Source organism: Clostridium aceticum (assembly GCF_001042715.1).
Lineage (GTDB): Bacteria > Bacillota > Clostridia > Peptostreptococcales > Natronincolaceae > Andreesenella > Andreesenella acetica.
Genome location: NZ_CP009687.1, coordinates 1,258,550 through 1,280,827, shown reverse-complemented (window position 1 = coordinate 1,280,827; position 22,278 = coordinate 1,258,550). Strand labels below are relative to the sequence as shown.

At 33.4% G+C, this 22,278-nt stretch carries 22 protein-coding genes; 7 read left to right on the top strand and 15 right to left on the bottom strand.

Annotation, left to right across the window (positions count from 1 at the left end; translation table 11 throughout):
- Positions 1-51 precede the first annotated feature (51 nt).
- Together CACET_RS05915 and CACET_RS05910 are read right to left on the bottom strand one after the other, a co-directional pair.
- Positions 52-1,080 (bottom strand): sensor histidine kinase, encoded by a 1,029-nt coding sequence (locus CACET_RS05915; RefSeq protein ID WP_044825392.1) that lies wholly within the window; start codon positions 1,078-1,080, stop codon positions 52-54.
- The gene (locus CACET_RS05910) at positions 1,077-1,751 is read right to left on the bottom strand and encodes a response regulator transcription factor (protein WP_044825393.1); all 675 of its coding nucleotides are present in this window, start codon (positions 1,749-1,751) and stop codon (positions 1,077-1,079) included. Before CACET_RS05910 ends, CACET_RS05915 begins: the two co-directional genes overlap by 4 nt.
- Before the next feature lie 278 nt (positions 1,752-2,029).
- Here CACET_RS05910 and CACET_RS05905 point away from each other — a divergent pair, with 278 nt between their 5' ends.
- Positions 2,030-2,587, top strand: coding sequence for a helix-turn-helix domain-containing protein (locus tag CACET_RS05905; RefSeq protein ID WP_044825394.1), 558 nt, complete (start codon positions 2,030-2,032; stop codon positions 2,585-2,587).
- A 21-nt stretch (positions 2,588-2,608) separates the two neighbouring features.
- Positions 2,609-3,172 (top strand): HDIG domain-containing metalloprotein, encoded by a 564-nt coding sequence (locus CACET_RS05900; protein WP_044825395.1) that lies wholly within the window; start codon positions 2,609-2,611, stop codon positions 3,170-3,172.
- A gap of 190 nt (positions 3,173-3,362) precedes the next feature.
- On the opposite strand, the gene CACET_RS05895 is transcribed toward CACET_RS05900, so the two are convergent.
- Positions 3,363-4,055 carry a DUF421 domain-containing protein gene (locus CACET_RS05895; protein WP_044825396.1) on the bottom strand — a complete coding sequence of 231 codons (693 nt, stop codon included), beginning with the start codon at positions 4,053-4,055 and terminating at the stop codon, positions 3,363-3,365.
- Between the two features lie 374 nt (positions 4,056-4,429).
- Between CACET_RS05895 and CACET_RS05890 the strand changes: the two genes are divergently transcribed.
- A complete protein-coding gene (locus CACET_RS05890) occupies positions 4,430-4,924 on the top strand; it encodes a YsnF/AvaK domain-containing protein (protein WP_082058237.1) in 495 nt (164 codons plus the stop codon).
- Between the two features lie 101 nt (positions 4,925-5,025).
- On the top strand, positions 5,026-5,448 hold the full coding sequence (locus CACET_RS05885; RefSeq protein WP_044825397.1) for a YsnF/AvaK domain-containing protein: 423 nt from the start codon (positions 5,026-5,028) through the stop codon (positions 5,446-5,448).
- Between the two features lie 93 nt (positions 5,449-5,541).
- On the opposite strand, the gene CACET_RS05880 is transcribed toward CACET_RS05885, so the two are convergent.
- The 3 genes from CACET_RS05880 to CACET_RS05870 form a co-directional block, all read right to left on the bottom strand.
- Positions 5,542-7,236 (bottom strand): bifunctional diguanylate cyclase/phosphohydrolase, encoded by a 1,695-nt coding sequence (locus CACET_RS05880; protein WP_044825398.1) that lies wholly within the window; start codon positions 7,234-7,236, stop codon positions 5,542-5,544.
- A 39-nt stretch (positions 7,237-7,275) separates the two neighbouring features.
- Positions 7,276-7,737, bottom strand: a complete 462-nt coding sequence (locus CACET_RS05875) for a hypothetical protein (protein WP_044825399.1) — start codon at positions 7,735-7,737, stop codon at positions 7,276-7,278.
- A gap of 359 nt (positions 7,738-8,096) precedes the next feature.
- Positions 8,097-9,365 carry a D-serine ammonia-lyase gene (locus tag CACET_RS05870; RefSeq protein WP_044825400.1) on the bottom strand — a complete coding sequence of 423 codons (1,269 nt, stop codon included), beginning with the start codon at positions 9,363-9,365 and terminating at the stop codon, positions 8,097-8,099.
- A gap of 147 nt (positions 9,366-9,512) precedes the next feature.
- On the opposite strand from CACET_RS05870, the gene CACET_RS05865 reads away from it, so the two are divergent.
- Positions 9,513-9,833, top strand: coding sequence for a hypothetical protein (locus tag CACET_RS05865; RefSeq protein ID WP_044825401.1), 321 nt, complete (start codon positions 9,513-9,515; stop codon positions 9,831-9,833).
- 10 nt (positions 9,834-9,843) lie between these two features.
- Here the strand turns inward: CACET_RS05865 and CACET_RS05860 are convergent, their stop codons facing one another.
- Both CACET_RS05860 and CACET_RS05855 read right to left on the bottom strand, forming a co-directional pair.
- Positions 9,844-10,425, bottom strand: a complete 582-nt coding sequence (locus CACET_RS05860; RefSeq protein ID WP_044825402.1) for a response regulator transcription factor — start codon at positions 10,423-10,425, stop codon at positions 9,844-9,846.
- 15 nt (positions 10,426-10,440) lie between these two features.
- Complete coding sequence (locus tag CACET_RS05855) at positions 10,441-12,300, bottom strand: ATP-binding protein (protein WP_044825403.1); 1,860 nt, start codon at positions 12,298-12,300, stop codon at positions 10,441-10,443.
- A 279-nt stretch (positions 12,301-12,579) separates the two neighbouring features.
- Between CACET_RS05855 and CACET_RS05850 the strand changes: the two genes are divergently transcribed.
- Positions 12,580-13,263, top strand: a complete 684-nt coding sequence (locus CACET_RS05850) for a potassium channel family protein (protein WP_052661491.1) — start codon at positions 12,580-12,582, stop codon at positions 13,261-13,263.
- A gap of 120 nt (positions 13,264-13,383) precedes the next feature.
- On the opposite strand, the gene CACET_RS05845 is transcribed toward CACET_RS05850, so the two are convergent.
- The 6 genes from CACET_RS05845 to CACET_RS05820 are packed head-to-tail and all read right to left on the bottom strand — an operon-like array spanning position 13,384 to position 18,907.
- Positions 13,384-14,877 (bottom strand): TrkH family potassium uptake protein, encoded by a 1,494-nt coding sequence (locus tag CACET_RS05845; protein WP_044825405.1) that lies wholly within the window; start codon positions 14,875-14,877, stop codon positions 13,384-13,386.
- Position 14,878: 1 nt separating this feature from the next.
- Positions 14,879-15,547, bottom strand: a complete 669-nt coding sequence (locus CACET_RS05840; protein WP_044825406.1) for a potassium channel family protein — start codon at positions 15,545-15,547, stop codon at positions 14,879-14,881.
- The gene (locus tag CACET_RS05835; protein WP_052661492.1) at positions 15,547-15,981 is read right to left on the bottom strand and encodes a potassium channel family protein; all 435 of its coding nucleotides are present in this window, start codon (positions 15,979-15,981) and stop codon (positions 15,547-15,549) included. The genes CACET_RS05840 and CACET_RS05835 overlap by 1 nt, the downstream gene beginning before the upstream one ends.
- Positions 15,968-16,651: a sigma-54-dependent transcriptional regulator gene (locus tag CACET_RS05830; protein WP_044825408.1), complete on the bottom strand. Its 684-nt coding sequence runs from the start codon at positions 16,649-16,651 to the stop codon at positions 15,968-15,970. Before CACET_RS05830 ends, CACET_RS05835 begins: the two co-directional genes overlap by 14 nt.
- Before the next feature lie 16 nt (positions 16,652-16,667).
- On the bottom strand, positions 16,668-17,030 hold the full coding sequence (locus CACET_RS05825) for a response regulator (RefSeq protein ID WP_044825409.1): 363 nt from the start codon (positions 17,028-17,030) through the stop codon (positions 16,668-16,670).
- A gap of 17 nt (positions 17,031-17,047) precedes the next feature.
- The gene (locus CACET_RS05820; RefSeq protein ID WP_044825410.1) at positions 17,048-18,907 is read right to left on the bottom strand and encodes an ATP-binding protein; all 1,860 of its coding nucleotides are present in this window, start codon (positions 18,905-18,907) and stop codon (positions 17,048-17,050) included.
- 440 nt (positions 18,908-19,347) lie between these two features.
- Between CACET_RS05820 and CACET_RS05815 the strand changes: the two genes are divergently transcribed.
- On the top strand, positions 19,348-20,085 hold the full coding sequence (locus CACET_RS05815) for a carbonic anhydrase (RefSeq protein ID WP_044825411.1): 738 nt from the start codon (positions 19,348-19,350) through the stop codon (positions 20,083-20,085).
- Positions 20,086-20,155: 70 nt separating this feature from the next.
- Here the strand turns inward: CACET_RS05815 and CACET_RS05810 are convergent, their stop codons facing one another.
- Positions 20,156-22,192: a methyl-accepting chemotaxis protein gene (locus CACET_RS05810; RefSeq protein WP_052661493.1), complete on the bottom strand. Its 2,037-nt coding sequence runs from the start codon at positions 22,190-22,192 to the stop codon at positions 20,156-20,158.
- Positions 22,193-22,278 lie beyond the last annotated feature (86 nt).

Genomic DNA, 22,278 nt, shown 5'->3' with positions numbered 1-22,278 from the left:
TAATCCTAGGCTCAGCAAAATCGAATCATCTTACATTTTCCCTCTTTCATCTTACATTTTTGTCACATGATGCAATGTTTCCTTTTCTATAAAAACTAAATGAAAAGCAGCATACTTACCATATTGAGATTCTACTAAGAGTCTATGTCCTAGCATATTGCTCAGTTTTTTTGAAAGATATAGCCCATAGCCGGTGGCCTTCATACCACTTCTCTCTTCAGAAGAGGTGTATCCCTTACGAAATATCTGTCCTATATCCTTTTGAAGGATTCCTTGTCCAGTATTTTTTATGGATATGATGGTTTCATCTCCCTTTCTTTCAGTTGTGATGGTTATTTTCCCTTCAATCGGTGTATGCTTTACAGCATTGGATATGATTTGGGATAACACATAGCCACTCCACTTTTCATCCGTCAGAACATCATAATTTTCACCTATAAAGAAAATCTTAATCTTCTTATAACTAAAGAAGTTAGAATATCCCTTCAATGCCTGAGCAATTAACCTTTGGGTACTTACTTTTGCTATTTTATAATCATCATGGAGACTATTTGACTTTATTTCATAAAAAATTCTTTGTACTGACTCCTCTATTGCAAATATTTCTTTGTACATACCTTTATAAAAATCACCTGGAATATCACTTTCATGGTTTTCCAGTATAAGTCTTGCAGCAGAAATAGGCACCTTAACATCATGAAGCCATCTTGTAATAAACTCTAATTCCTCTGATGCCTTGTTATGTATATCCAATTTATACTTTTCATATTGGGTGGCTATACTATATACCAATTCAGCATATTCCCTATCTAGAGGATAACTGAAATCCTCCATATCCTCTGAAGAAGCATTTAACTGACAATATTTCTTAAAATTTTCTACACGATGATTAAATATGCTGTAGTCAATCCCTATAAAACATATAAACATCAATAGCCAGGCTACTAAAATATAGTTGGCATTGGATGCTGTTATATTAAAGTTTGTGTCCAATCTATAAATTACAGCAGCAAAAACAAAAGCAATGATGATAAAACCATAGACAATCCACCGCTCCTTTAAATACTCAGTAAATTTCATATTAATCTATACCCTTCTCCTTTAATGGTTTTCACATATCCCTCTAAACCAATGGCTTGTAATTTTCTGCGTAAGCGATTTATATTTACTGTCAAGGTATTATCATCTACAAAACTCTCATCATCCCACAATGCCTTCATCAAACGGGTACGACTTACAACTTTATCATGATTCCTAATCAACATTGTCAATATCCTTCCCTCATTTCGGGTAAGAGCTGCTTCTTCTTCCCTATAAAATACTTTTAAGTGTTCTACATCCAGCAACATATCCTTGTGCTGTAATATATTTAGCGTTTGATCGCTATAAGAATAGCTTCTCCGTAATATAGCCTGTACCTTAGCAATCAGTAAATCTATAGAAAAAGGCTTTTCAATATAATCATCTCCTCCTTGTGAAATCGCCCGTATCTTATCACCGTCTGTATCCCTAGAGGAAATAAAAATAATAGGGACATTAGATAACTGCCTAATTCTTCCGCACCAATAAAATCCATCATAATAGGGTAAGTTGATATCCATAAGTATAAGGTGGGGCTCAAAAGAGGCATAGTCCCCAAGTATATCATGAAATTCCTCAATTCTGGAGGTCTTATATCCCCATTTTTCTAACTCTTTTTCAATAATAGACGATATGGTATGATCATCCTCAATAATCAATATTTTATACATAACTTCCGCTCCTTATAATAATTATAGTTTCTTATCATATGACTTAAGTTAATTCTAATGAGTTTCTTATAGAAAAAATAACTCATTAGAAGTATTTTACCATAAGAAGTCCCTCCTATTTAAATATAGTTTTCCAGCATTTCACACTTTTGCTTATATATTTCAAGTTTTTTCTTGACATACTATTTTTATTGGTGTAACATATTTTATAATATTGGTTTAATATATTAAACTTTTTAGTCATTATATTGTACATTAACTCGTGGAGGCTTCTTTCAATGATCAACGCGGCTGTAGGAGAAAATATAAGAAAAGTTCGAAATTCTAGAAATCTGACAATAGAAAAATTAGCAGAAGTTACCGGGGTAAGTAAAAGTATGTTAGGCCAGATTGAACGTGGTGATGCTAATCCAACCATTACAACCGTGTGGAAAATTGCAAATGGCCTTAAGGTCCCTTTTTCAGTACTTATCCAATTGCCAGAGGTAGAAACCCGTGTTATTGATAAAAGTCAAATAGCACTGATGCTCAGTGATGATGGACTTTATGAATGTTGTCCATTTTTCCCATTTGATTCAAAACGAAACTTCGAAATGTATGAAATGACACTTCAACCAACCTGCAAAGCACCGGGGGAACCCCATCCAAAAGGTACGTTAGAGTATATTATCGTTTTTGATGGGGAAATCACTATTGAACATAACAACCAAGTAGATAAAGTAAAAAAAGGACAAGCTATTAAGTTTAATGCTGATACAGCCCATTGCTATTATAATGCAGGTGTAGAAGTTGCCCGCTTTGTTCTACTCATCCATTACTTATACGACATCATTTAAAATTTCAAGGAGGTTTAACCTATGATAACCAGAGAACATGCTTATGAATTACTAACAAAGTACAATAAAACCAAGTCATTGATCACCCATGGCCTTGCTGTAGAGGCTGTAATGCGTTATTTCGCTAGAAAAAATAATGAAGATGAAGATTACTGGGGTGCTGTTGGCCTTCTACATGACATTGATTATGAGCTTTACCCAGATGAACATTGTCATAAGAGCAAAGAAATTTTAGAAAAAGAAGGGGTCGATGATGATATCATTCATGCAGTCATCTCCCATGGATGGAATATCTGTATCGATGTAGAACCTACCCGTAAAATGGAAAAGGTATTGTATGCAATCGATGAACTTACAGGGCTGATAACAGCGGCGGTTTTAATGCGACCAGATAAAAGTATATTAGAACTTGAAGTTAAGTCAGTAAAGAAAAAATTCAAATCAAAGAGTTTTGCCGCTGGTGTAGATCGCGAAGTTATTCTTGCTGGTTGTGAAATGATAGATATGGATTTAGACACAGTCATTCTTTGGACAATTGAAGGCATGAAGGAAGCTGCAACTGAACTTGAGCTTGCTGGGATATAAAAAATCTTATTAAACAAAATTATAAATTTTCTACGTGATGCTGATAGTTATCTAAACACTATCAGCATCATGATTTTTTAGTCTCTTCAGCTACATTTCTTTTCTCTTTTATGCATACTTAGATAGCAACTAGATTTTATGTGCATTCTGAGTTTTTAGTAGGATCAACAAGATTATTGGCTGGTTATAGTTAACTGCTATTGCGGGAAACTATATGAATACCTTCGTCTTGTTTCCAATCTGCATAGAAAATATCTTCAACATTTTGTATTCCAATCATATGTATCTGATTAAGTAACCATGCTTCATCAAATCCAATAGCATACAGGTGATCTCTTAAGATTTCTCCATCTAATATTAAAGTTATCGGAAGGTATACCCCCTTAAGAGGCAAGTTTAAATCTTCTATGGTAGGCGTCTCATATTTTGATTTTTTTAGCACACTAATATTTCCACTCTGTTCTAAAATTGCAAATTCAATTTCTCGTATTGAAAAAGCATCTTTTTGTCTTAAAAGACTTAATAACTCATTTATGTCTAACTTTTCTTTTTTTATTACGTTAAAATCGATTTTACCATTTCTAACGATAATAGCTGGTTCTCCCTCTAAAAGCTTTCTTGTTCTTCTAAACTTTTGCGTTATTTTTTCAATAATAAACATTAAAGTTCCCCAAACTATCAATGCATAAATGATCGTCCAAATTTTAACTTTTTCATCGTAAATTGCGTTACCCAATAATTCACCAAGTACAATAGCTGATATAAAATCAAAAGGAGTAATCTGATTTATTTGTGATTTTCTTGTAAGTTTCGTGACAGCAAATAAAGCGAAAAATCCAATGGTTAGTTCCACTGTCAATTGAAAAATTGATGATTTAAACAATATCTCCACCTTATACTTTTTTATCCTATTTCTGCGACATACTTCTCTCCTCCAGTCACATTTTGAAGTAGAGACTTTTTATCCGATAGGCAAATGTATTCCTTTCATAGTTAGATTATTTTTTTACAGTTATTATTTCCTACTTCTAAAGAAATTTTCTTCCTATTTCGTTAAAATTAATCGCTCTTTGCCTTATATTTCTTTGTATAATGCATAGACACATACAGTAAAGGAAAAATAACTACAATACAAAAGACTGGAGGTGAAGTACATGTACCAACAAAATTTAACTTTACATGAGACGATGAATATTGCCTCTCCTTAAAGCACAAAATATAATTGGCAATAAAATTAAATCATTCTGGGAGGTAATTATGAGTAAATTCTTTGGAATTTTTGATAATGACGATGAAAGAATAGAAAAAGAAGAAGAAATGATAAAAGAAAAGGAAGATGATAGTCTTAAAAATGTTGACGACGAAAAGCTTCGTCTTCGACGTGAAGAACTGGATATCTCTAAAAATCGTGTACAAGTAGGAGAAGTAGAAATTAGCAAAGAAATCATTGAAGAGCAAAAAATTGTTGATGTACCTGTTACTCATGAAGAAGTTGTTATAGAAAGAAGAGCAATCAATAACGAAGATAGTGATTCCCCTATTACTGATGAAGAAGCTATTCATATTCCTATCAGTGCCGAAGAGGTTCAAGTAGGGAAACATACAGTAGTAACAGGAGAAATCGAAGTCCACAAACGTCAAGTAGAAGATACAAAGCATATAGAAGAAACTCTTAAAAGAGAAGAAGCTCATGTAAATAAAGATGGTAACGCTAGAGTCATTGATAAGGAAAATGATGAAGAGTTCCACTAAAATAAACCTATTGGCCAGGTTAAAACATCCTCAAATCCATAAGATTTGAGGTGTTTTAAAAATTTTTCTAAATAACTAAGAAAGTACTTGGAGGATAAGTTATGGAAAAAAGACCTTTACTAGATAAGAACAAAATTCTTGATTCATATAAGTTACAGCTTCGTGAAGAAAGGTTAGATATATCTAAAAACAAGGTGCAAGTTGCATCGGTAAATATACGTAAAGAAACCATAAAGGAAGAAAAAACTATCACAGTCCCTATTATTAGAGAAGAGATTATCATTGAGAAAAAATTTCTTGACGATAAAGACCATGAACATACTGATACAATTCGAATCCCTCTCACTAAAGAACGCATTGAAGTTACTAAGCATCCTGTTGTTCTAGAAAATATTAATATTTATAATAAAAAATCTCAAGATATTAAGCAAATTGAGGTAACACTAAAGAAAGAAAAGTTACGTATACAAACACAGGGAGATGCTAAAGTCATAGATCATCAAGTAGATGATCAGTACTCCTAGTGTATTTACTAAATGGAATAAAGATGTATTTTATCAGGTATTTTTTATGTTTTCTTAAGTACTCATGCATTAATTATTTAAAGAAAACTGTTTCTATTCAATATACTGAGTATTCCTTTCTAATACTTCTACAAATACATCAACGATATCAGGATCAAACTGAGTTGATTTGCATTTTTTCAGCTCTATTACTGCCTCTTCATAGCTTCTTCTCATCTGATAAGGCCGATTAGAAGTCATAGCATCAAAACTATCTACGACACTAAGGATTCTGGTAAGGTATGGTATATTTTCTCCTTTGAGCCTTAAAGGATAGCCTTTACCGTCATATCTTTCATGATGATGAAGAATTAAGGGCATCACTTTTTTCAGAGAAGCAACGGATTTGATAATTTCTATCCCGCTTTCAGGATGTTTTTTTATGTACTCCACCTCTTCGCCTGTTAATCCCATCTTCTTATTCAAAATTTCTTGTGGGATCTGTATTTTTCCTATGTCGTGTAGGTATGCACCATATTTCAGTATTTTTCTATCTTCTTCTAAAAGCTCTAGCTTATTAGCAATTAAGTCACAGTAAATAACAACCCTTTCCGTATGTCCATAGGTATATCGATCTTTTGCATTTATAACACTAATCAATGTTTTTATTGAACTAATTATATCAATATGTTCTTCTTGTATATCTTCCTTCAATTCTTCTAGCACCGAATAATATACTTCCACTCTATTTTTATTAAAAAACTTTGCCCGGTAAAGGGCATCATCGGCACTGTTTATTAATTCAGCTTTTGTTTTTGCTTTATCTGGGAAACAAGATACGCCTATGGATACAGTTAATTTCTTTTTTGGTAAGTTTTCTTCTCCTTTAAAAGGCATTAAATCTATCGTACTTCTAATTCGCTCTCCTATTGAAGAGGCTTCTTCTTCATTTGTACATGGCAAAATGACAGCAAATTCTTCTCCACCATATCTAGCTACAATATCTTGACCTCTTACATTCTTTTTAATTAAAGCAGCTAACTCAGCTAGTACTCTATCACCCTCTAAATGACCATAAAGGTCATTATAATTTTTAAAATAGTCAATATCTATAAATAGTAGGGAAACAGGTTTGCACAGCTGTTGACCTTTTTCAATTTCATAAGTCATAGACTGCTGAAAAAATCTGTGATTATAAACACTTGTTAATTCGTCTATATTTGCAATGTTGGTTAATTGTTCTCTATGTTTCTTTTCTATTTCCACATAATCTCCTAGGAGCCACGCCGTTAGTATGAAAAGTCCTGATAAAACTAAGTCAGATTCAAAATATATATTATTTATGTTAATCGGCTTAAAAATAATATCCATAGTTAAAATTATCCCACTACATATAGATGCACTAGCAACTCCCCATTTTTTCCCAAGTTCAATAGTACTGGTAATAATAATAAACAAAAATATAGTTTTATATCTGCTTGCATATGCTCCTGATATATATATTAAAACTGAAAAAGCTAAAATGAATAAACCAATTTCAGTTATAATTACTCCTTTTTTTAGAAAGCAACTTTCCTTACTATCTTGACTAGAAATTCTCCAGTTTGTGTACATAAGTACTAGAGCAGCAATACAAAAAAAACATACTACTCTAATATCTATATAATTGTTTTTAAGCTCTAATTGAGAGGTAACTTTAGTCCCATAAGTGCTAAAAAATATAACTCCGCAAAGTAATATTGAAAGTAGTTTTGTTATAGACACAACTTCATAGATCTTTCTACTTCTCTTTAGTTCGTAGTTTTTCATTTTTTCACCTGCTTAGACCAATGTTTCATATTATACATATTAATATACCCTACCTTGTTTATATCTTCTTAAGGATTTTATTGTAACACCTATACATATTAACAATAATAAAGATGGCATGCCTAATAATATACTTGACAGAGATTGATTTAATATTTTTTCAGTAGATATACCCAATATATTTACGTAAAAAATAATTGTAATCGATTCACAAATTACAATGAGAATAAAACTCACAATACTGGCTGTAACAGCCTTATAAAAATCTATATGATTTATTTTATTTAGTAGAAATATAACTATGATTAAAATTAGTATCAAATGCACTCCAAAATGAATTGGAAACATCCTTATAACATAAGTAGCTATACCTAAAAGTCCTCCTGCTATGCATATCTTTTTTTCTAAAGGTTTATTTAGAATCATATAGACTACTGAAACTAATATAATCCCTTCAGGAATTGTCCTTAAAAACAATGCTAGTATTGGTAGTCGTAACATTTTAATGTCATCTCCTCACTTTAAATGTTTTTCAATAACGTTATATATGTTGATGTACATTCTTTATATCCTTCAAGGATACTTTTCGATACCTTATAACAAAATCCCTTCTTTATTTGTAAAAATTGGTTATCAAGAGGCTAATCTCAATTTTCCTGGGCAATATCTTCCTTAGTGCATTAGTTACTTTATCCATATTTGATAAAGTAAATTACCCCGATAAATAGACGTAAGGTTAGACTATTTTATCGGGGTAAGTTTATTAAAATTGTTTACATGTCTAATATTAAGAAACAGAAAACTACTTTTTGATAATCATTTCTCTGAATCAGATGTGTTTCATATTACTTTTAATGCTCTTAATAATATTCCTTCCCTCTCTGGTACATATCTAAATATAAATCGGAAGGTACAAAAGATCCTCCTGTGGCCCAACAAATATGTGTGGTATTTTTGTCAGTGCCTACAACTGCTGGTCCTAAAAGGCTTGAAGCAGCTGATGGTTCAATTTTTATATCCTGCGTATCTTTTAACATTGCAAGAAGTTTAAAAAGTTCATCATCATGAAGAGTATATACACCATCAATAAGCTTTTCTGCTAAATCTGACACGAGCTTTGATGGGGAGCCTACCGCAAGTCCATCTGCCTCTGTTAAGTTATCTATGCCATATTCCCTGATATGCATATCACTCTTTTTTTCTGTTATAAGCCCCAATAGCATACAAGGAGCATGGGTAGGTTCTACGAAATAGCATTTAACATTATCTGAAAAAACGTGTTTTAGTCCGAAGGAAATTCCCCCAGGGGCCCCACCTACACCACATGGTAGATATACGATTAGCTGATGACTTTCATCAACCTTAACCCCAACGTCTTCTAGTTGTTTTTTTAGCCTTAAAGCTGCGACACTATATCCAAGGAACAAATCCTTGGAGTTTTCATCATCAACAAAGTGTGCATGATCATCTCCCATACACTGCTTTCTTCCCTCTTCAACAGCTTTACTATAGTCATCGGCGTATTCAATAACATTTGCTCCTTTTTCTCTCAAGAGCCTCTTTTTCCACGCTTTAGCATCCCTTGACATATGGACAGTAACGTTAAAACCCATTGCTGCTGATATAATTCCTATACTTAATCCTAAGTTCCCAGTTGAACCAACGGCAATTTTGTATGCAGAAAAAAAGTCTTTAAATTCCTTATCTGCAAGTTTTGAGTAATCATCTCCAATTTCTAATAATCCTTTATTGATTGCGATACCTTCAGCATACTTTAAAACTTCATAAATACCACCTCTAGCTTTTATTGAACCCGCCACTTTAAGATGACTATCACACTTTAAATACATCGTACCCTTTATATCTCTTCCATATGTTTTTTGAACTTCCTCCTTCATGTATGGAATTTCAACAAGAGGAGATTCGATAATACCATCATCTGTTTCTGGAAAAAGCTTTTTGATCAATGGAGCAAATCTTTGAAGTCTTTTTTCTGCATCCAAAATATCTTCATAAGTTATATCCATGGCAGATAAGGCTTCTTCTGCCCCTTGCTTTTTACTATTTATCCAAACAACAGGTTGTAGGGCTACTATTTTATCAAATAATGTTTTGTTATAATTATTCATAATCTAATTCCTCTCTTAGTTTCTTATAACTACTTACCTGAAAGCAAGAATATCTATTTCCTCTGCTTATAATTTAGATGTAGACTTTTTTTAATTGTCACTTCCTATAATTCCTCAGAATAAAATTTAACTAAAGGAGGAGATACTATGTCAGTTAAAAGAATTCTATCTAAACTATTAAAGAAAAAAGAACATCAATCCGACCATATTCAAGTGGAACTCAACGGATTAGATATCAGAATGCAAAGAGTTACCAGTCCGGAAATTCCTCATGAAGTAACTGTAGTCGTCCCAAGAGCAGAGATTCGTGAAAAATATGATGATAATGGACATTTAATAGAAAAGGAAATTATCCTAAACAGCATTACTGTTGTTCATGCTCCTAGGCATCCTTTGGCTGATCCCCCCTCTCCCCCTCCTGAAATACCAGTTAGACGTCAGGTAAGTAATTTTCAACAGAAGGTATAGGAGAGAGCCACTAATTTTCCACTTGAAATAATCTATAAACTTCCTCAAAATGCCTTGCCTCATGAGGATTCCCCATTTTTTCATATACTTGAGATAACAAATAGTAGGTATAGGCATGGGCAGGGTCGATGGATAAGGCTCTCTTTAAAATAGTCAAGGCTTCCTCCATGTCATCAGCAGCAAGTTTGCCCTTTGCAAGTTCTAGCAAGCCTCCTAAAGACTTGTACTGCTCACTGTCATTGATTACTTCCTGTAATACTTGTTTTACTCTATTCGTCGTAAAAGGTTTTTGCACATAAGCCACTGCACCCATTTGGGTACATTCTACAGCATTTTTTACAGTTGCAAAGGCTGTAATAATTATTACAGGAGTTTTTATCCCCATGCTTCGAATTTGACGTAAAACCTCCGTTCCACTGACTTTAGGCATTTTAATATCTATAAAAGCTAGGTCAAAAACCTCCTGCTTAAATGCTTCTATTGCCGCTTCTCCATTTTCTACACTAGTGACGTCATAACCCTCGTGTTGCAAACAGGTAATTAGTAGTTGCCTAATATTTTTTGTATCATCAGCTATTAATACCTTTCTCATTTTTATCCTCCTCGCCTAGTGAAGTTTTTCAACTTCTAGCTTCTCATTATCTATTGGTAATGTAAAAATAAAACTACTTCCAAAATCTATGATACTTTCACACCATATTTCTCCTCCATGAGCTTCAACAATATCCTTTGCGATAGACAGGCCTAAACCAGTGCCCCTAACTTCTAACCCTGAATCCTCCACTTGAACAAATTGATGGAAAATTTTCCCTAAATATTCCTGTGGTATGCCTATACCAGTATCTTTTACAGTAATAAAAATTTTTTCTTCCTTTTCTTCAGTATAGATAGATATTTCATCTCCCTCACTGGTGTATTTTAAGGCATTTACGATAAGATTGTTGATTACCCAAGTAATTTTTTCTTGATCAATATATACTTTAGATAAGTTTTCAGAAAGCATAATGCCCAGTTTTACTTTTTTGCTAAATGCTTGGGGCTGAAATGGCTTAACCGCCTGCTGAATAACGTTAATAATAGAAGTATACTTTTTATCATACACCGCTTTTGTTGATTGAATCTTAGACATATACAGTAGATCATCCACTAAGTTAGCCAAGCTTTGACAATCTTCTTCCATAGAAGTTAAAACATTTTTTTGTTCTTTATTAAGTTCTCCTATAGCACCATCATTTAATAGACTTGTACCCATCATAATAGAAGTAAGAGGTGTTTTAAATTCGTGAGAAATGGTAGATATAAAATTTGTCTTCATTTTTTCTAATTCTTTAAGTTCAGTAATATTTTGAAAAAGAACAACCACACCCTTCATATCTGCGGCTGTGTCAATAATCTTTGTGACGATGATATTAAAATAATAATGATTACTATCAGATTCAAAGTAAAAGATGTTTTCTTTATGTTTTGATACTTCATCATCCAGAATACTGGTAATATCGTTGTATAAGTTTTCTTTATAGATAATTTCAAAAAAATATCTATTATGTGCCTCCTTCTCTTTAATATGAAAACAATCTTCAAACGCCTTATTTACTAAAGTAACCCTATAGTTATTGTCCAGTACCATCAATGGGTCTGATATGCTTTTTACAATTGCAACAGACTTGTTTTTTTCAGTAATAACCTTTCCCAAAGTACTTTCTTCAAAGACCAAGAGTCTTTCTGTCATTTTATTAAACTCTTGAGCCAATATTCCTATCTCGTCATTAGAAGTAATCTCTATTTGCTTATCTATATCCCCCGCTTCAACCAACCTCATCGTCTTTGTAAGTTGCTCAACAGGTTTTGTAAACTTGTCTGCCATATATCTTGAAATAACAAATCCACTAATAACAGAAACGATAGATAAGAAGAAAATTATTTTTGTTGAAGTCTGCGAATTTTTTACTACCTGCGTTTTCCTACGAAACATAGCTGTCTCGTTAATTTCCTCTAAGGCCCTCAAATCCTCTTTAAGCTGAAGAAACTTAGGCGTAATTTCATTTAAGTAGCGTTCCATTAACACAACCTGTGGATAGGCAGCTTGAATACCTTCTAATTGCTGAAAAGAATGAAGATAGTCGTTGTAATGCTGATTTATCAATACTATGATTTCTTCTTCTCCAATTTCCGTTATATTATTACTGGCTTTCTCGTAGTATTGATAAAAATTTTCTCTATTAAACTCAAAACTTTTTAAACCCATTTCTTTTTTCCCACTATTATAAATCAATATTGCACTATCTTGTCTTTCTAATGCCTCAATCATTTTACTAATGGTTTCTAAACTATTGTAATTGTCTACAATCAACCCTTCAATTTCCCTTGTTAATCCATAAAAATTTACAACCGATACTATACCTACAATGCCGATAATCAAAACTAGCATCAAATAAACCGAAGATATCTTATGCTTTAAGCTTTTCATTCACTCACCCACTATTTTATTTTATCACTTAAGTATATATTACCCCTTTTACCACTTCAAATTTAACTACTGAAGCAAAATAGAAGAACAACGAGAAAACTCTATGAAATAACGAGCTAATCCTATTTCTTCACCTTATATCGGTAGGATAAAAAACAAAAAAGAGCTGTAGATTATTTGGGATTAAAGATTGCATTCGATATAATATGATCATGTACCCAAAAAATATCAAAATTATGTTCTATAAAAATAATTATGTAGATAGGTAGGATGATGGATATGAAACAAGTGGCTGTTATTGGACTTGGACATTTTGGTGAAGGGTTAGCCTATAGCCTTGTAAAACTTGGCAACAAAGTGACAGCTATAGATAAAAATATAGAATTAGTTAATAAGGTTTCTACTTTGATTAGCTCTTCTTTTTCTTTGGATGCTACTAACTTCAATAGTTTAAAAACATCTGGCATTAGCAACTTTGATACCGCAGTTATTGGATTTTCCTCCAGTCTAGACGCTTCTATTACTACTACTATGCACCTGAAAAGTTTAGGAGTTCGATATATTATTGCTAAAGCTCATGATGAAATCCACGGAAAGATTCTGATGAAGGTTGGAGCAAATGAAGTAATTCTGCCAGAAAAAGAAATGGGGCAACGATTAGCTAACAATTTAAAATACAGCAGTTTTTTTGAACTCATGTACTTATCTTCCGAATATAGTGTAGTTGAAGTTAAGGTTATAAAAGAATGGCATGAAAAAAAACTGCTAGAGCTAGAAATAAATTCAAAATACAATGTAAATATTATTGCTATTAAAAGTACTGGCAATATTAATATTTTGCCTAAAGCTAATGATATCATTAAAGTTACTAATACTTTAATTATTGGAGGTTCTATAGCTAATCTTGAAAATTTTAAAGACAAAGTTTTTAGAGAAAAAGTAAATAGTAAACAATACAATTGATACTTATCTTTTAAAAAGACTACTAACTTAAGTAATATATTACATAATGAGTAGTCTTTTTTATATTTTACTAAGTTAATAGTCTGCATTTCTACTACAAAAATTCTCTCTACTCCTCCTCTATTGAACAATCTTTTCTTTGCTTAAAAGCATAATTCTAATATCTTTAATCAGTTTAATGCTTGCAAAGAATATTACGATAAACTCCAATCTTCCTAGCATCATACCAATAATTTGTGTCCACAAAATACCTACTGGAGCATCAGGAGAAGTAATACCCATTGAAAGACCTACCGTGCTTAAACTTGATGCAAATTCAAACATAGATTCTTTTAGCGGATAACCATAAAATAAGAATATAAGAACACCAATAGCATAAGTTAGCATATAAATCATTGCAAAATTAGCCGTTTGAATAATATGGCTCTGCTCAACATAATATTTTCCTTCGCTTCTCCAAACATAATTCTGCCTAACAGACTTTGACGGCAAGAGATAACCTTTTAGTTCCCACCATAATGACTTAAATAATAAATATACTCTATATAATTTTACCCCCCCAGCAGTAGACCCTACGCCTCCACCGATGATCATTAAAACAATCATAATAAATACAGCAGACGTTGCCCACTCTTGATACCCTACTGTTGAAAAACCTGTCGTTGATAAGGCTGAAACTAGTTCAAAAGCAGTAATTCTAAAACTCTTAGTAAGCGTTCCATAAAGAGGTAATAATGCTCCTATTGCTACTACTGGAATAGTTAAAGCCAGCAAAAACCCTAGAATTCTTACTTCTCCATTTCGTAGTACTGATTTAAATTCTCCTTTTAATAGCAAAAAATGAACCCCAAAGTTTGTTGTACCCAAAAGCATAAATACAATAGTAAGAGCTTCTATTAAAGGACTATTATACGCCCCTATACTATCAGCCTTAGTTGAAAAACCTCCAGTAGATAAGGCGGCTATTGCATGATTGATGGCATCAAACCAGTGCATACCGGCTAAAATATATAGTATCGTTGCAGAAATAACATATCCACTATATATTGTCATAATTAGCTTTGTTGATTTTCTCACATTTGGAAGTAGTTTATCCGTCCTCCCCTCAGCATTGTAAAGCCCCTGCCCATTAGGCCCAATAATTGCTGAAACCATTACAACAGTTATACCGGCTCCACCAAAAAACTGCATAATACTTCGCCAAAGTAAAAAAGTATTAGGTGCTTCAGTTACATCTACTACAGATAAACCAGTAGTCGTCCAACCACTGACGGTTTCAAAGGTTGCTTGCGTAAAGTTCAACATTCCTGATAAGATGAAAGGTAATGTAGATAAGAGTGCTGTAATAAACCATGACAAAATAACAATAATGCCACCTTGTTGGAAGGTTAAATTTGTGGTTTTTTTCAACTTTAATCGCCTGGATGCAATGAATCCTACAGCAACGGTAATCATCGCTGAAATTAAAAAATATTTTGCTGTACCTATTTCTTGAGGATATGCTGGTAAAATCAATAGAGGTAACAATAAAGTTATCCCCAAGCCAATTAAAATGATACCAACATATCCTATAATCATATTATATTTTTCCTTCAGTATTTTTAGATAAAGCATCTTACTCCACCCTTCCGCTTAGTGCTTGCAAAACATAAGACTGACTTCTTGGTAAAGCAAGAATAATCAATCTATCTGCTTCCATGATCATGGTGTCTCCCCTTGGAATTAATGCTTCTCCTTTCCTTAAAATGCATCCAACTACTGCATCCTTCGTTAAGTCTAATTCTGCAAGAGTTTTATTCATAGTTGGGTAGTCTTTTTGTACCTCTAACTCTATCAGGGCTACTTTCCCTTCTTCTATGGGAGTCAAATTCACAATATCCTCCAAAAAGACTTTTTGTTCAATCATGGAAGAAATAATTTGCGCAGTACTGATCACCGTCGTTACACCAAGACGCTTAAAGACATCAACATTTCTTGGATCGTTTACCATGGCAAATGTTTTGGGCACTTGATAAAGTTTTTGCGCCACTTGGCAAACCACTAGGTTTTCTGGATCATTTAAGGTTACAGCAATAATTGCATGGGTATAAGCTGCTCCCGCCTCCTCCAATACTTCAGGATTTGCACCATCTCCCCATACTACTATTGTGTCAGGATGTTTTTTCGCCAGTTTTCCACAATATTCTTTATCATTATGAATAATCGTTACTTCATACCCTTTCGAAACAAAAGACTTTGTGAGGAAGTGAACAATCTTTCCACCGCCAACAATAATTACCCTCATTATTTTTCCTCCTTATGTTTACCCACAATAAGTTCATAAAGCAACTGCGCTGACAAAATCGTCGGAGAAATAATTTGAATTTCTAAAGCCTCATATACTGGTATTTCAGCAGGGTCAATCACCCTTGCCAAAACCAACGGTACTTCATAAATCTTCGTTGCCACTTGAGCAATCATCATGTTGGTACTATCATCAGCAGCTGCTGTAATCAAAACATCGGCTTTGGCTATCTTGGCCTGTTCTAGTACATCTATTTCAATGGCATCCGCCTCTAACATGAACCCACTAAATTCTTCACTCAATTTTTGAAATTTCTTCTCTTCTTTATCTATAATCACAACACTTTTCCCAGCCTTCGAAAGAAGATTGGCTAGATGAGAGCCTGTTCTCCCACAGCCAACCACAATAATATATTCCATATTATTCTTCTTCATTAGTGCCATCTCCTAAATTCATACCGTGCTGTGTATAGATAAACTGCGCTGTTCTTTCCAAATTCTGTTGTGCTGGACTAAAGGTAGGTTCTAAAGCTAAAGCTGCACGATAATGTTTTTGAGCCTCGCTGACTTTTCCATAAAACTCCAAAATAATTCCTAATAAATTATGCGGTTCAGGCGCTTCTGTATTTTTTACAATCGCTTTTCCTAAAAATTCTCTAGCCTTCTCATAATCTCCACTTAATATACTCTTTTTTGCATATTGTATCATTTCATGATAAGTAGTTACTTCTTCCTCCAATAATTTCTCTCTGCTTAATACATCTTTAACAATCGTACGAATTTCTTCTGGTGCAAAAGGCTTACTTAAAAAGTCTATTGCTCCTAGTTTCATTGCTTCAACAGCTTTTTCTATTGTGCCGTAAGCTGTCATCATAATAATATTAACCAGTTTTCCTTGACTTCGAGCCTTTTGTAGTACTTCTATTCCTGTTAAACCTGGCATCTTCATATCTAAAAGTACCACAGCAAAATCCCCTGCCATAATTTTTTCATAACCTTCCAAACCATTCACAGCTGTCTCTACCTCATAGTGCTCAGCTAGTAAACACTGTTTTAGAGCAAGACGTATGTTTTTTTCATCATCTACAATTAAAATTTTAATCATTTTTATCCCTTCCTTATTAAATATATTTTTCTATAATTTCTTGTACCTGTGTATGGGTAAACGGCTTAACAATATAATCAATACCCCCTATTTCATAAGCCTTTTTAATATCTTCTTCTTCTGTTTTAGCACTCATAAAGATAATGGGAATGCTGGCTAATGCGGTTTCTTCCTTTAAAGCTGCACAAACGAGATACCCGTTCATTTTAGGTAGTAAAATATCTAACAAAATTAAATGAGGTAAAGTCCGTAATGCTTTATCGATTGCCTCAATCCCATTATAAGCTACAGTCACCTCATATCCTCTGCTCTCCAAGTACATCCTAAGACCTAGTACGATGTTTTTTTCGTCTTCTACAATCAGTATTTTTTTCCTCATCAAAATCTCCCCAGTTTCTAAGACTTTTCAATAGCTAAGGTGAAATAAAAGCTACTACCTTTACCAAGCTTACTTTTTACCCATATTTGTCCACCATGCGCTTCAATAATCTCCTTACATATTGCTAATCCTAAACCTGTTCCACCAGTTGGATTTCCTTCTCTATCTTTTACTTGAACAAATTTTTCAAATATCTTCTTTCTATATTCCTGAGGAATACCTATACCATTGTCTGAAACAGAAACCAAAACAATACTTCCTGTACGTTTTCCCTCTATCTGAATTTTGCCACTGCCATCCCTAGGTGTATATCGCATGGCATTGCCAATTAAATTGATCAAAATCCAACTTACTTTGTTAAAATCAGCCCTTACTAAAGGAAGATTTTCTTCAATGCAGTAAGACAATTCAATGTTTTTATCCCTTGCTTGATGTTCAAAGGCTTTTACAGATTCCTCAAGGATTTTTTTCAATTCATTTCCCCGAATATTCATTTCAATTTTTCCCGATTCAATTCTTGATAAATCTAGCAAATCATTGACTAGATTTTTTAATCTCTCCTGATCCTCCTTCATAGCTTCAACCAATTCTTTTTGGTTCTCTGTCAGTGGTCCCGGTATACCCTCCAATAATAATCCCGTTCCCATGCTCATGGAAGTTAATGGGGTTCGAAATTCATGGGATACGGTAGAGATAAAGTCAGATTTCATTTCATCAATTTCTTTTAGTTTCGTAATATCTTGGATCAATGTTACAACGCCGATAAACTCTTTAAACTTATCTCCTATAGGTAGCACTTGAATTCTATAGTGCTTGTATTTTTCATTCTGTCTTAATGAAATAGCAGCTTCCCTCAATGGTTTTTTATCTGTGTTCTTCTGTAGATTCTCTACTTCTTCAACAATCTTAAAAACTTCCTCATGTTTAACGATTTCTAAAAAATGTCTTTCCAAAGCATCCGTTTCCTTAACATTAAAAATTCTTTCAGCAGCTCTATTTACTAATGTAATCTTATGATTGATATCCGTAACAATAATTCCATCGCTAATGCCCTCAACAATGGCTTCTGCCTTCTTCTTTTCTTTCATTAATCGTTTAATATTTAGTTGTTCATAACTACTTAGCTTTTTAGCCATTACATTAAACTCATCAGCCAACACAGAAATCTCACCACTACCTTTTATATAAATTTGTTGATCATAATCTCCTTCTGCAATTTTTTTAACCTTCTCAATTAATTCTTGAATAGGTTGAATGGTTTTATGAATAGATACCCAAGCTAGTATACTCCCTACAATTGTTGTAATTAGTGCAATCGATAAGGTAGAATAGGTAGCTTTTTCAGCTGTATTATGAGCTTCATCCTTTAACCTTAACATCGCTTCTTGATTTAATAACTGCAAATTCCTTGAAAGCTCTTTTGCTCTTTCAAAGGCTGGAAATACGTTATTGAAATAAAAATTCTTAGCTGCTTCTTGGCCCTCGCTAGACTGAATATTACTCAGCAACCTTACTTTTTCTAAAAAAATCACATAAGCATCATGAATCTCCTCAACAACTTCTTTCTCTCCTCTTTCTGTTATATTGCCTTCTGCAATAGCCAAATCTCTTAAAAACTTTACTTCATTTTCCTTAAAATGAATAAAGGTTTCATTTTCATTGGTAAACATATAGGATAATATCGCGCTATCCTGTCTTTCTAAAGCTACCACCATATTTTGAGCTGCAACAACACTTTTATAATTGGCACGCATAATATCATCTATAGAATTGCTTAATGTAAAAAAGTTTTTACTTGACCATAGACTTGTCAAGGCAAATATAACTAACACTACTAAAAACAATAATAATATTTTAGATTTAATACTTCTTTTCAATGCTTTATCACTTCTTTTCTATAATAATTGCATTCTATTTTTTATTTATTAATTATCTTACTTATTATATTCTTATACCTACATTTCCTCAAACAACTATCCATATTAAATCATTGCGTATTGATTTATATCCTACTAATCGTTGGGCAATATTTTATTACTGCTTCACTATATCTTCTTTTTTCTTAAAATATCTCTATTTTTCCTAAGTGTATTAAATTTTTTCATAAAATAGATAGTAGTAGAGATAAGCCTGTTTGTCACAGGGAGGAGAAGCTATTTCTTGAAACAAAGATATATAATGTAATTTTATTACTTTTTTTACATATAATCCCTGTATTTTGGGAAATTTGCACATATATCAACCTTGCTTATTCCTATAGAAAGCATATAATTTCTTTAGGAAGATATCTTCCATCCAATGAAAGGGGAAATTAACTATGTATTTACAAAAAACAAAAAAAGCAAAGAACTACATAATTTCTACAATCCTTGTAATTGCTTTAATAATGCTATTTGGATGTACACCTCAGCAGTCTGAAGCTAGTTCTGAAAATCCTGAGCCTATTGAAACGATAGTAGAAGTATCTCCAGCAAATTCACTAAAGTTACTGGAGGAAGGAAACGCACGATTTTCAGAGTTGAAAATCGGTGATAAAGATATTAGTGTTGCAAGACGCGAGAATTTATCCAAAGATGGTCAACATCCATTTGCAGTTATTGTGAGTTGTTCAGATTCTCGTGTTCCTCCTGAAGTGATATTTGATCAAGCATTAGGGGATTTATTCGTAGTTCGTATAGCAGGAAATGTCATTGATTCGGTGGCTTTAGGCAGCATAGAATATGCCGTTGAACATCTTGAGACCCCACTTGTTGTTGTTATGGGACACGAAAAGTGTGGTGCTGTAAAAGCGACAGTAGACGGAGGAGAAGCCCCTGGTAGTATAGGTTCTATCGTAGAAAAAATTCAACCATCTGTTGAAAAAGTTAAGGCATCAAGTACTACTGGAAACGATTTGTATGAAGAAGCTACTGATGAAAACATTCTACAAAGCTTAGCAGAAATAGAAAAAAGCCCTATCATAGAACATTTTATAGAAAATGGTACTTTGAAGATTATCGGTGCTAAATATCATCTTGAATCTGGAAAAGTAGAATTTTTTTCAGACCTACATTAATTTAAACAAACAAAAAAAGGTAACGTTCTGCAATAGGATAAGCCCAACGTTTCCTTTTTTTGTTAAGATTTTATACTTTAAATTGTTCTACCTGCTTATTTAACTCTTCAGCAATTCTTGCAAGATCCTCACTGGAGCTAGCAATCTCCTCCATAGCAGCTGTCTGTTCTTCTACGGATGCTGAAGCTTCCTCTGTTGCAGCTGCATTTTCCTGTGAAATAGCTGACAAACTTTCTATGATTCTAATAATTTCTTCTTTCTTGCAGCTCATCTCCTCACTAGCATGATTCACTTCATAAATACTTTTTTTCATTACTTCTATAGCTTCTGCGATTCCCGCAAACTTACTATTTGTCATTTTGACACTTTCTGTCTGAGAAGAAATTATTTTTTCTAGTTCCTCCATAGTTCCTACAGCATTTGATGTTTTGTCTGTAAGCTCATGAATAACAACATTAATTTCCTCAGTAAATTTATTGGACTCTTCTGCTAACTTTCTTATTTCATCTGCCACAACAGCAAACCCCTTACCTGCTTCTCCTGCCCTCGCTGCCTCTATAGCTGCATTTAAAGCTAAAAGGTTTGTTTGAGCAGCTATGTTTTTTATCATCTCACTGGCACTGGCGATCTTTCCTGCACTTTCACTGGTATTAACAATCACTCTTTGAACCTCTGCTGATGACTTACTGCTAACATCTGTCTTTTCCACAAGACCTTCAACGATTTTAAGACCTTCACTTTTTAGTTGGTTGACTCTTTCAGTAGAATCATTTAAGTGCTGAATATAGTCTTTATTTTTCTCAACCATATTTCCTAGATCCGTAATAAATAAAACGCCTTCTTCTGTATCTCTGGCCTGGTGGTTTGCTCCTTTTGCTATTTCCTCAATAGTGCTAGCTACTTCATCAGCAGCTGTAGCAGACTGTTGACTTGTGGCTGTTAATTGTTCTGAAGAAGCAGCTACTTGCTGAGACTTGTCTATAACACTTTTAATGATATCTCTTATAGCATTTTGCATAATAGCCATCGCTTGTGAAATTTCTCCAAATTCGTTCTGTTTATTGATTAAATCCTCTGCCACATTATTACTAAAGTCTCCTGAAGCCATAAAGTTAATTTGTTCTTTTAATCTATTAATTGTTTTTATAGCATCACTAGATACATTAAATAAAATCAGTCCTAAGATTATAAAGGCTATGATTCCTGAAATAGCAACGATAAGCATGTTTCTATTTATAGCAGCATGAACCTCCTCCATAGAAAAGCCTATAGCAACTGCCCCTATATAGTCTCCTTGGATGGTTACTGGATAAATAATATCATATACAGTAACCTCTTCTGTTTCATAAGGCCATATCTGTGCATAGGGTATACCATCGATTGCAGCTGATTTGCTCCCCTCATCATCAAAAACTACACCTATTTCATTTTTATTACTATGGGCAATGACCTCTAGATTTCTGTCCATCAACAATGCATAAACCACTTCTTGATTTACAGCCAAATCCTCCACAAGTCTTTGGTAGCTAAAGGTTTCTGTTAATTCTTGAACCCTATCTGCTATCACCCCCACTTGTACAAAGGTACCATCTTCCCCTCTAACATAACCGTATTTAAGATAATTTCCAGATTCCGTATCTTGCCTAATATCCTCTACTAATTCATTTCTACCACTTATCATAAAATTGTGTACAGGATGCCCTTCAGTTGCCATCCATCCTACATATGCTGCAACAGTAGAATATATAATCTCTCCCTCTGCATTGTACCAACTGATTTCTTCGACATTCCATTCTTCTGCTAAGCTTTTTAACAACTGATTGTTTAAATTTCTACGATCTCGTACAACATCTCTTCCCACACTGGTGATTTTTTCCTCTAACATCATATTAATAGTTTCTAATGCTCTAGAGTTATCTTCTAACCTGTCTACAAAGATTTCGGCTATGTAAAACCCATCTTCTCTCATCTGATTCAGTAAGCTTGTCCTTGTAAAGTAAGAAGAAATAATACCTACTCCTGCCAAAGTACCAAGTACAACGATTAACGGTATGACAATTAGTTTACTTTTAATGGAGCCTCGCTTTGCTGTTTTTTTCTGTTTCATTTATCAAACTTGCCTCCTTTCAATTCTCTTGTCACCTGTACTATACTTCTATACTCAAACTATGTATTAATTTAATTATACCAATT

Bases quoted from the DNA above. Each gene is read 5' to 3' on its own strand.
- CACET_RS05855 (WP_044825403.1), bottom strand. From the start codon at position 12,300: ATGAAAAGCTTAAAGCATAAGATATCTTCGGTTTATTTGATGCTAGTT.
- CACET_RS05845 (WP_044825405.1), bottom strand. From the start codon at position 14,877: ATGCTTTATCTAAAAATACTGAAGGAAAAATATAATATGATTATAGGA.
- CACET_RS05840 (WP_044825406.1), bottom strand. From the start codon at position 15,547: ATGAGGGTAATTATTGTTGGCGGTGGAAAGATTGTTCACTTCCTCACA.
- CACET_RS05860 (WP_044825402.1), bottom strand. From the start codon at position 10,425: ATGAGAAAGGTATTAATAGCTGATGATACAAAAAATATTAGGCAACTA.
- CACET_RS05870 (WP_044825400.1), bottom strand. From the start codon at position 9,365: ATGAATAATTATAACAAAACATTATTTGATAAAATAGTAGCCCTACAA.
- CACET_RS05880 (WP_044825398.1), bottom strand. From the start codon at position 7,236: ATGAAAAACTACGAACTAAAGAGAAGTAGAAAGATCTATGAAGTTGTG.
- CACET_RS05910 (WP_044825393.1), bottom strand. From the start codon at position 1,751: ATGTATAAAATATTGATTATTGAGGATGATCATACCATATCGTCTATT.
- CACET_RS05900 (WP_044825395.1), top strand. From the start codon at position 2,609: ATGATAACCAGAGAACATGCTTATGAATTACTAACAAAGTACAATAAA.
- CACET_RS05825 (WP_044825409.1), bottom strand. From the start codon at position 17,030: ATGAGGAAAAAAATACTGATTGTAGAAGACGAAAAAAACATCGTACTA.
- CACET_RS05850 (WP_052661491.1), top strand. From the start codon at position 12,580: ATGAAACAAGTGGCTGTTATTGGACTTGGACATTTTGGTGAAGGGTTA.
- CACET_RS05830 (WP_044825408.1), bottom strand. From the start codon at position 16,651: ATGATTAAAATTTTAATTGTAGATGATGAAAAAAACATACGTCTTGCT.
- CACET_RS05885 (WP_044825397.1), top strand. From the start codon at position 5,026: ATGGAAAAAAGACCTTTACTAGATAAGAACAAAATTCTTGATTCATAT.
- CACET_RS05915 (WP_044825392.1), bottom strand. From the start codon at position 1,080: ATGAAATTTACTGAGTATTTAAAGGAGCGGTGGATTGTCTATGGTTTT.
- CACET_RS05810 (WP_052661493.1), bottom strand. From the start codon at position 22,192: ATGAAACAGAAAAAAACAGCAAAGCGAGGCTCCATTAAAAGTAAACTA.
- CACET_RS05815 (WP_044825411.1), top strand. From the start codon at position 19,348: ATGTATTTACAAAAAACAAAAAAAGCAAAGAACTACATAATTTCTACA.
- CACET_RS05890 (WP_082058237.1), top strand. From the start codon at position 4,430: ATGAGTAAATTCTTTGGAATTTTTGATAATGACGATGAAAGAATAGAA.
- CACET_RS05865 (WP_044825401.1), top strand. From the start codon at position 9,513: ATGTCAGTTAAAAGAATTCTATCTAAACTATTAAAGAAAAAAGAACAT.
- CACET_RS05905 (WP_044825394.1), top strand. From the start codon at position 2,030: ATGATCAACGCGGCTGTAGGAGAAAATATAAGAAAAGTTCGAAATTCT.
- CACET_RS05875 (WP_044825399.1), bottom strand. From the start codon at position 7,737: ATGTTACGACTACCAATACTAGCATTGTTTTTAAGGACAATTCCTGAA.
- CACET_RS05835 (WP_052661492.1), bottom strand. From the start codon at position 15,981: ATGAAGAAGAATAATATGGAATATATTATTGTGGTTGGCTGTGGGAGA.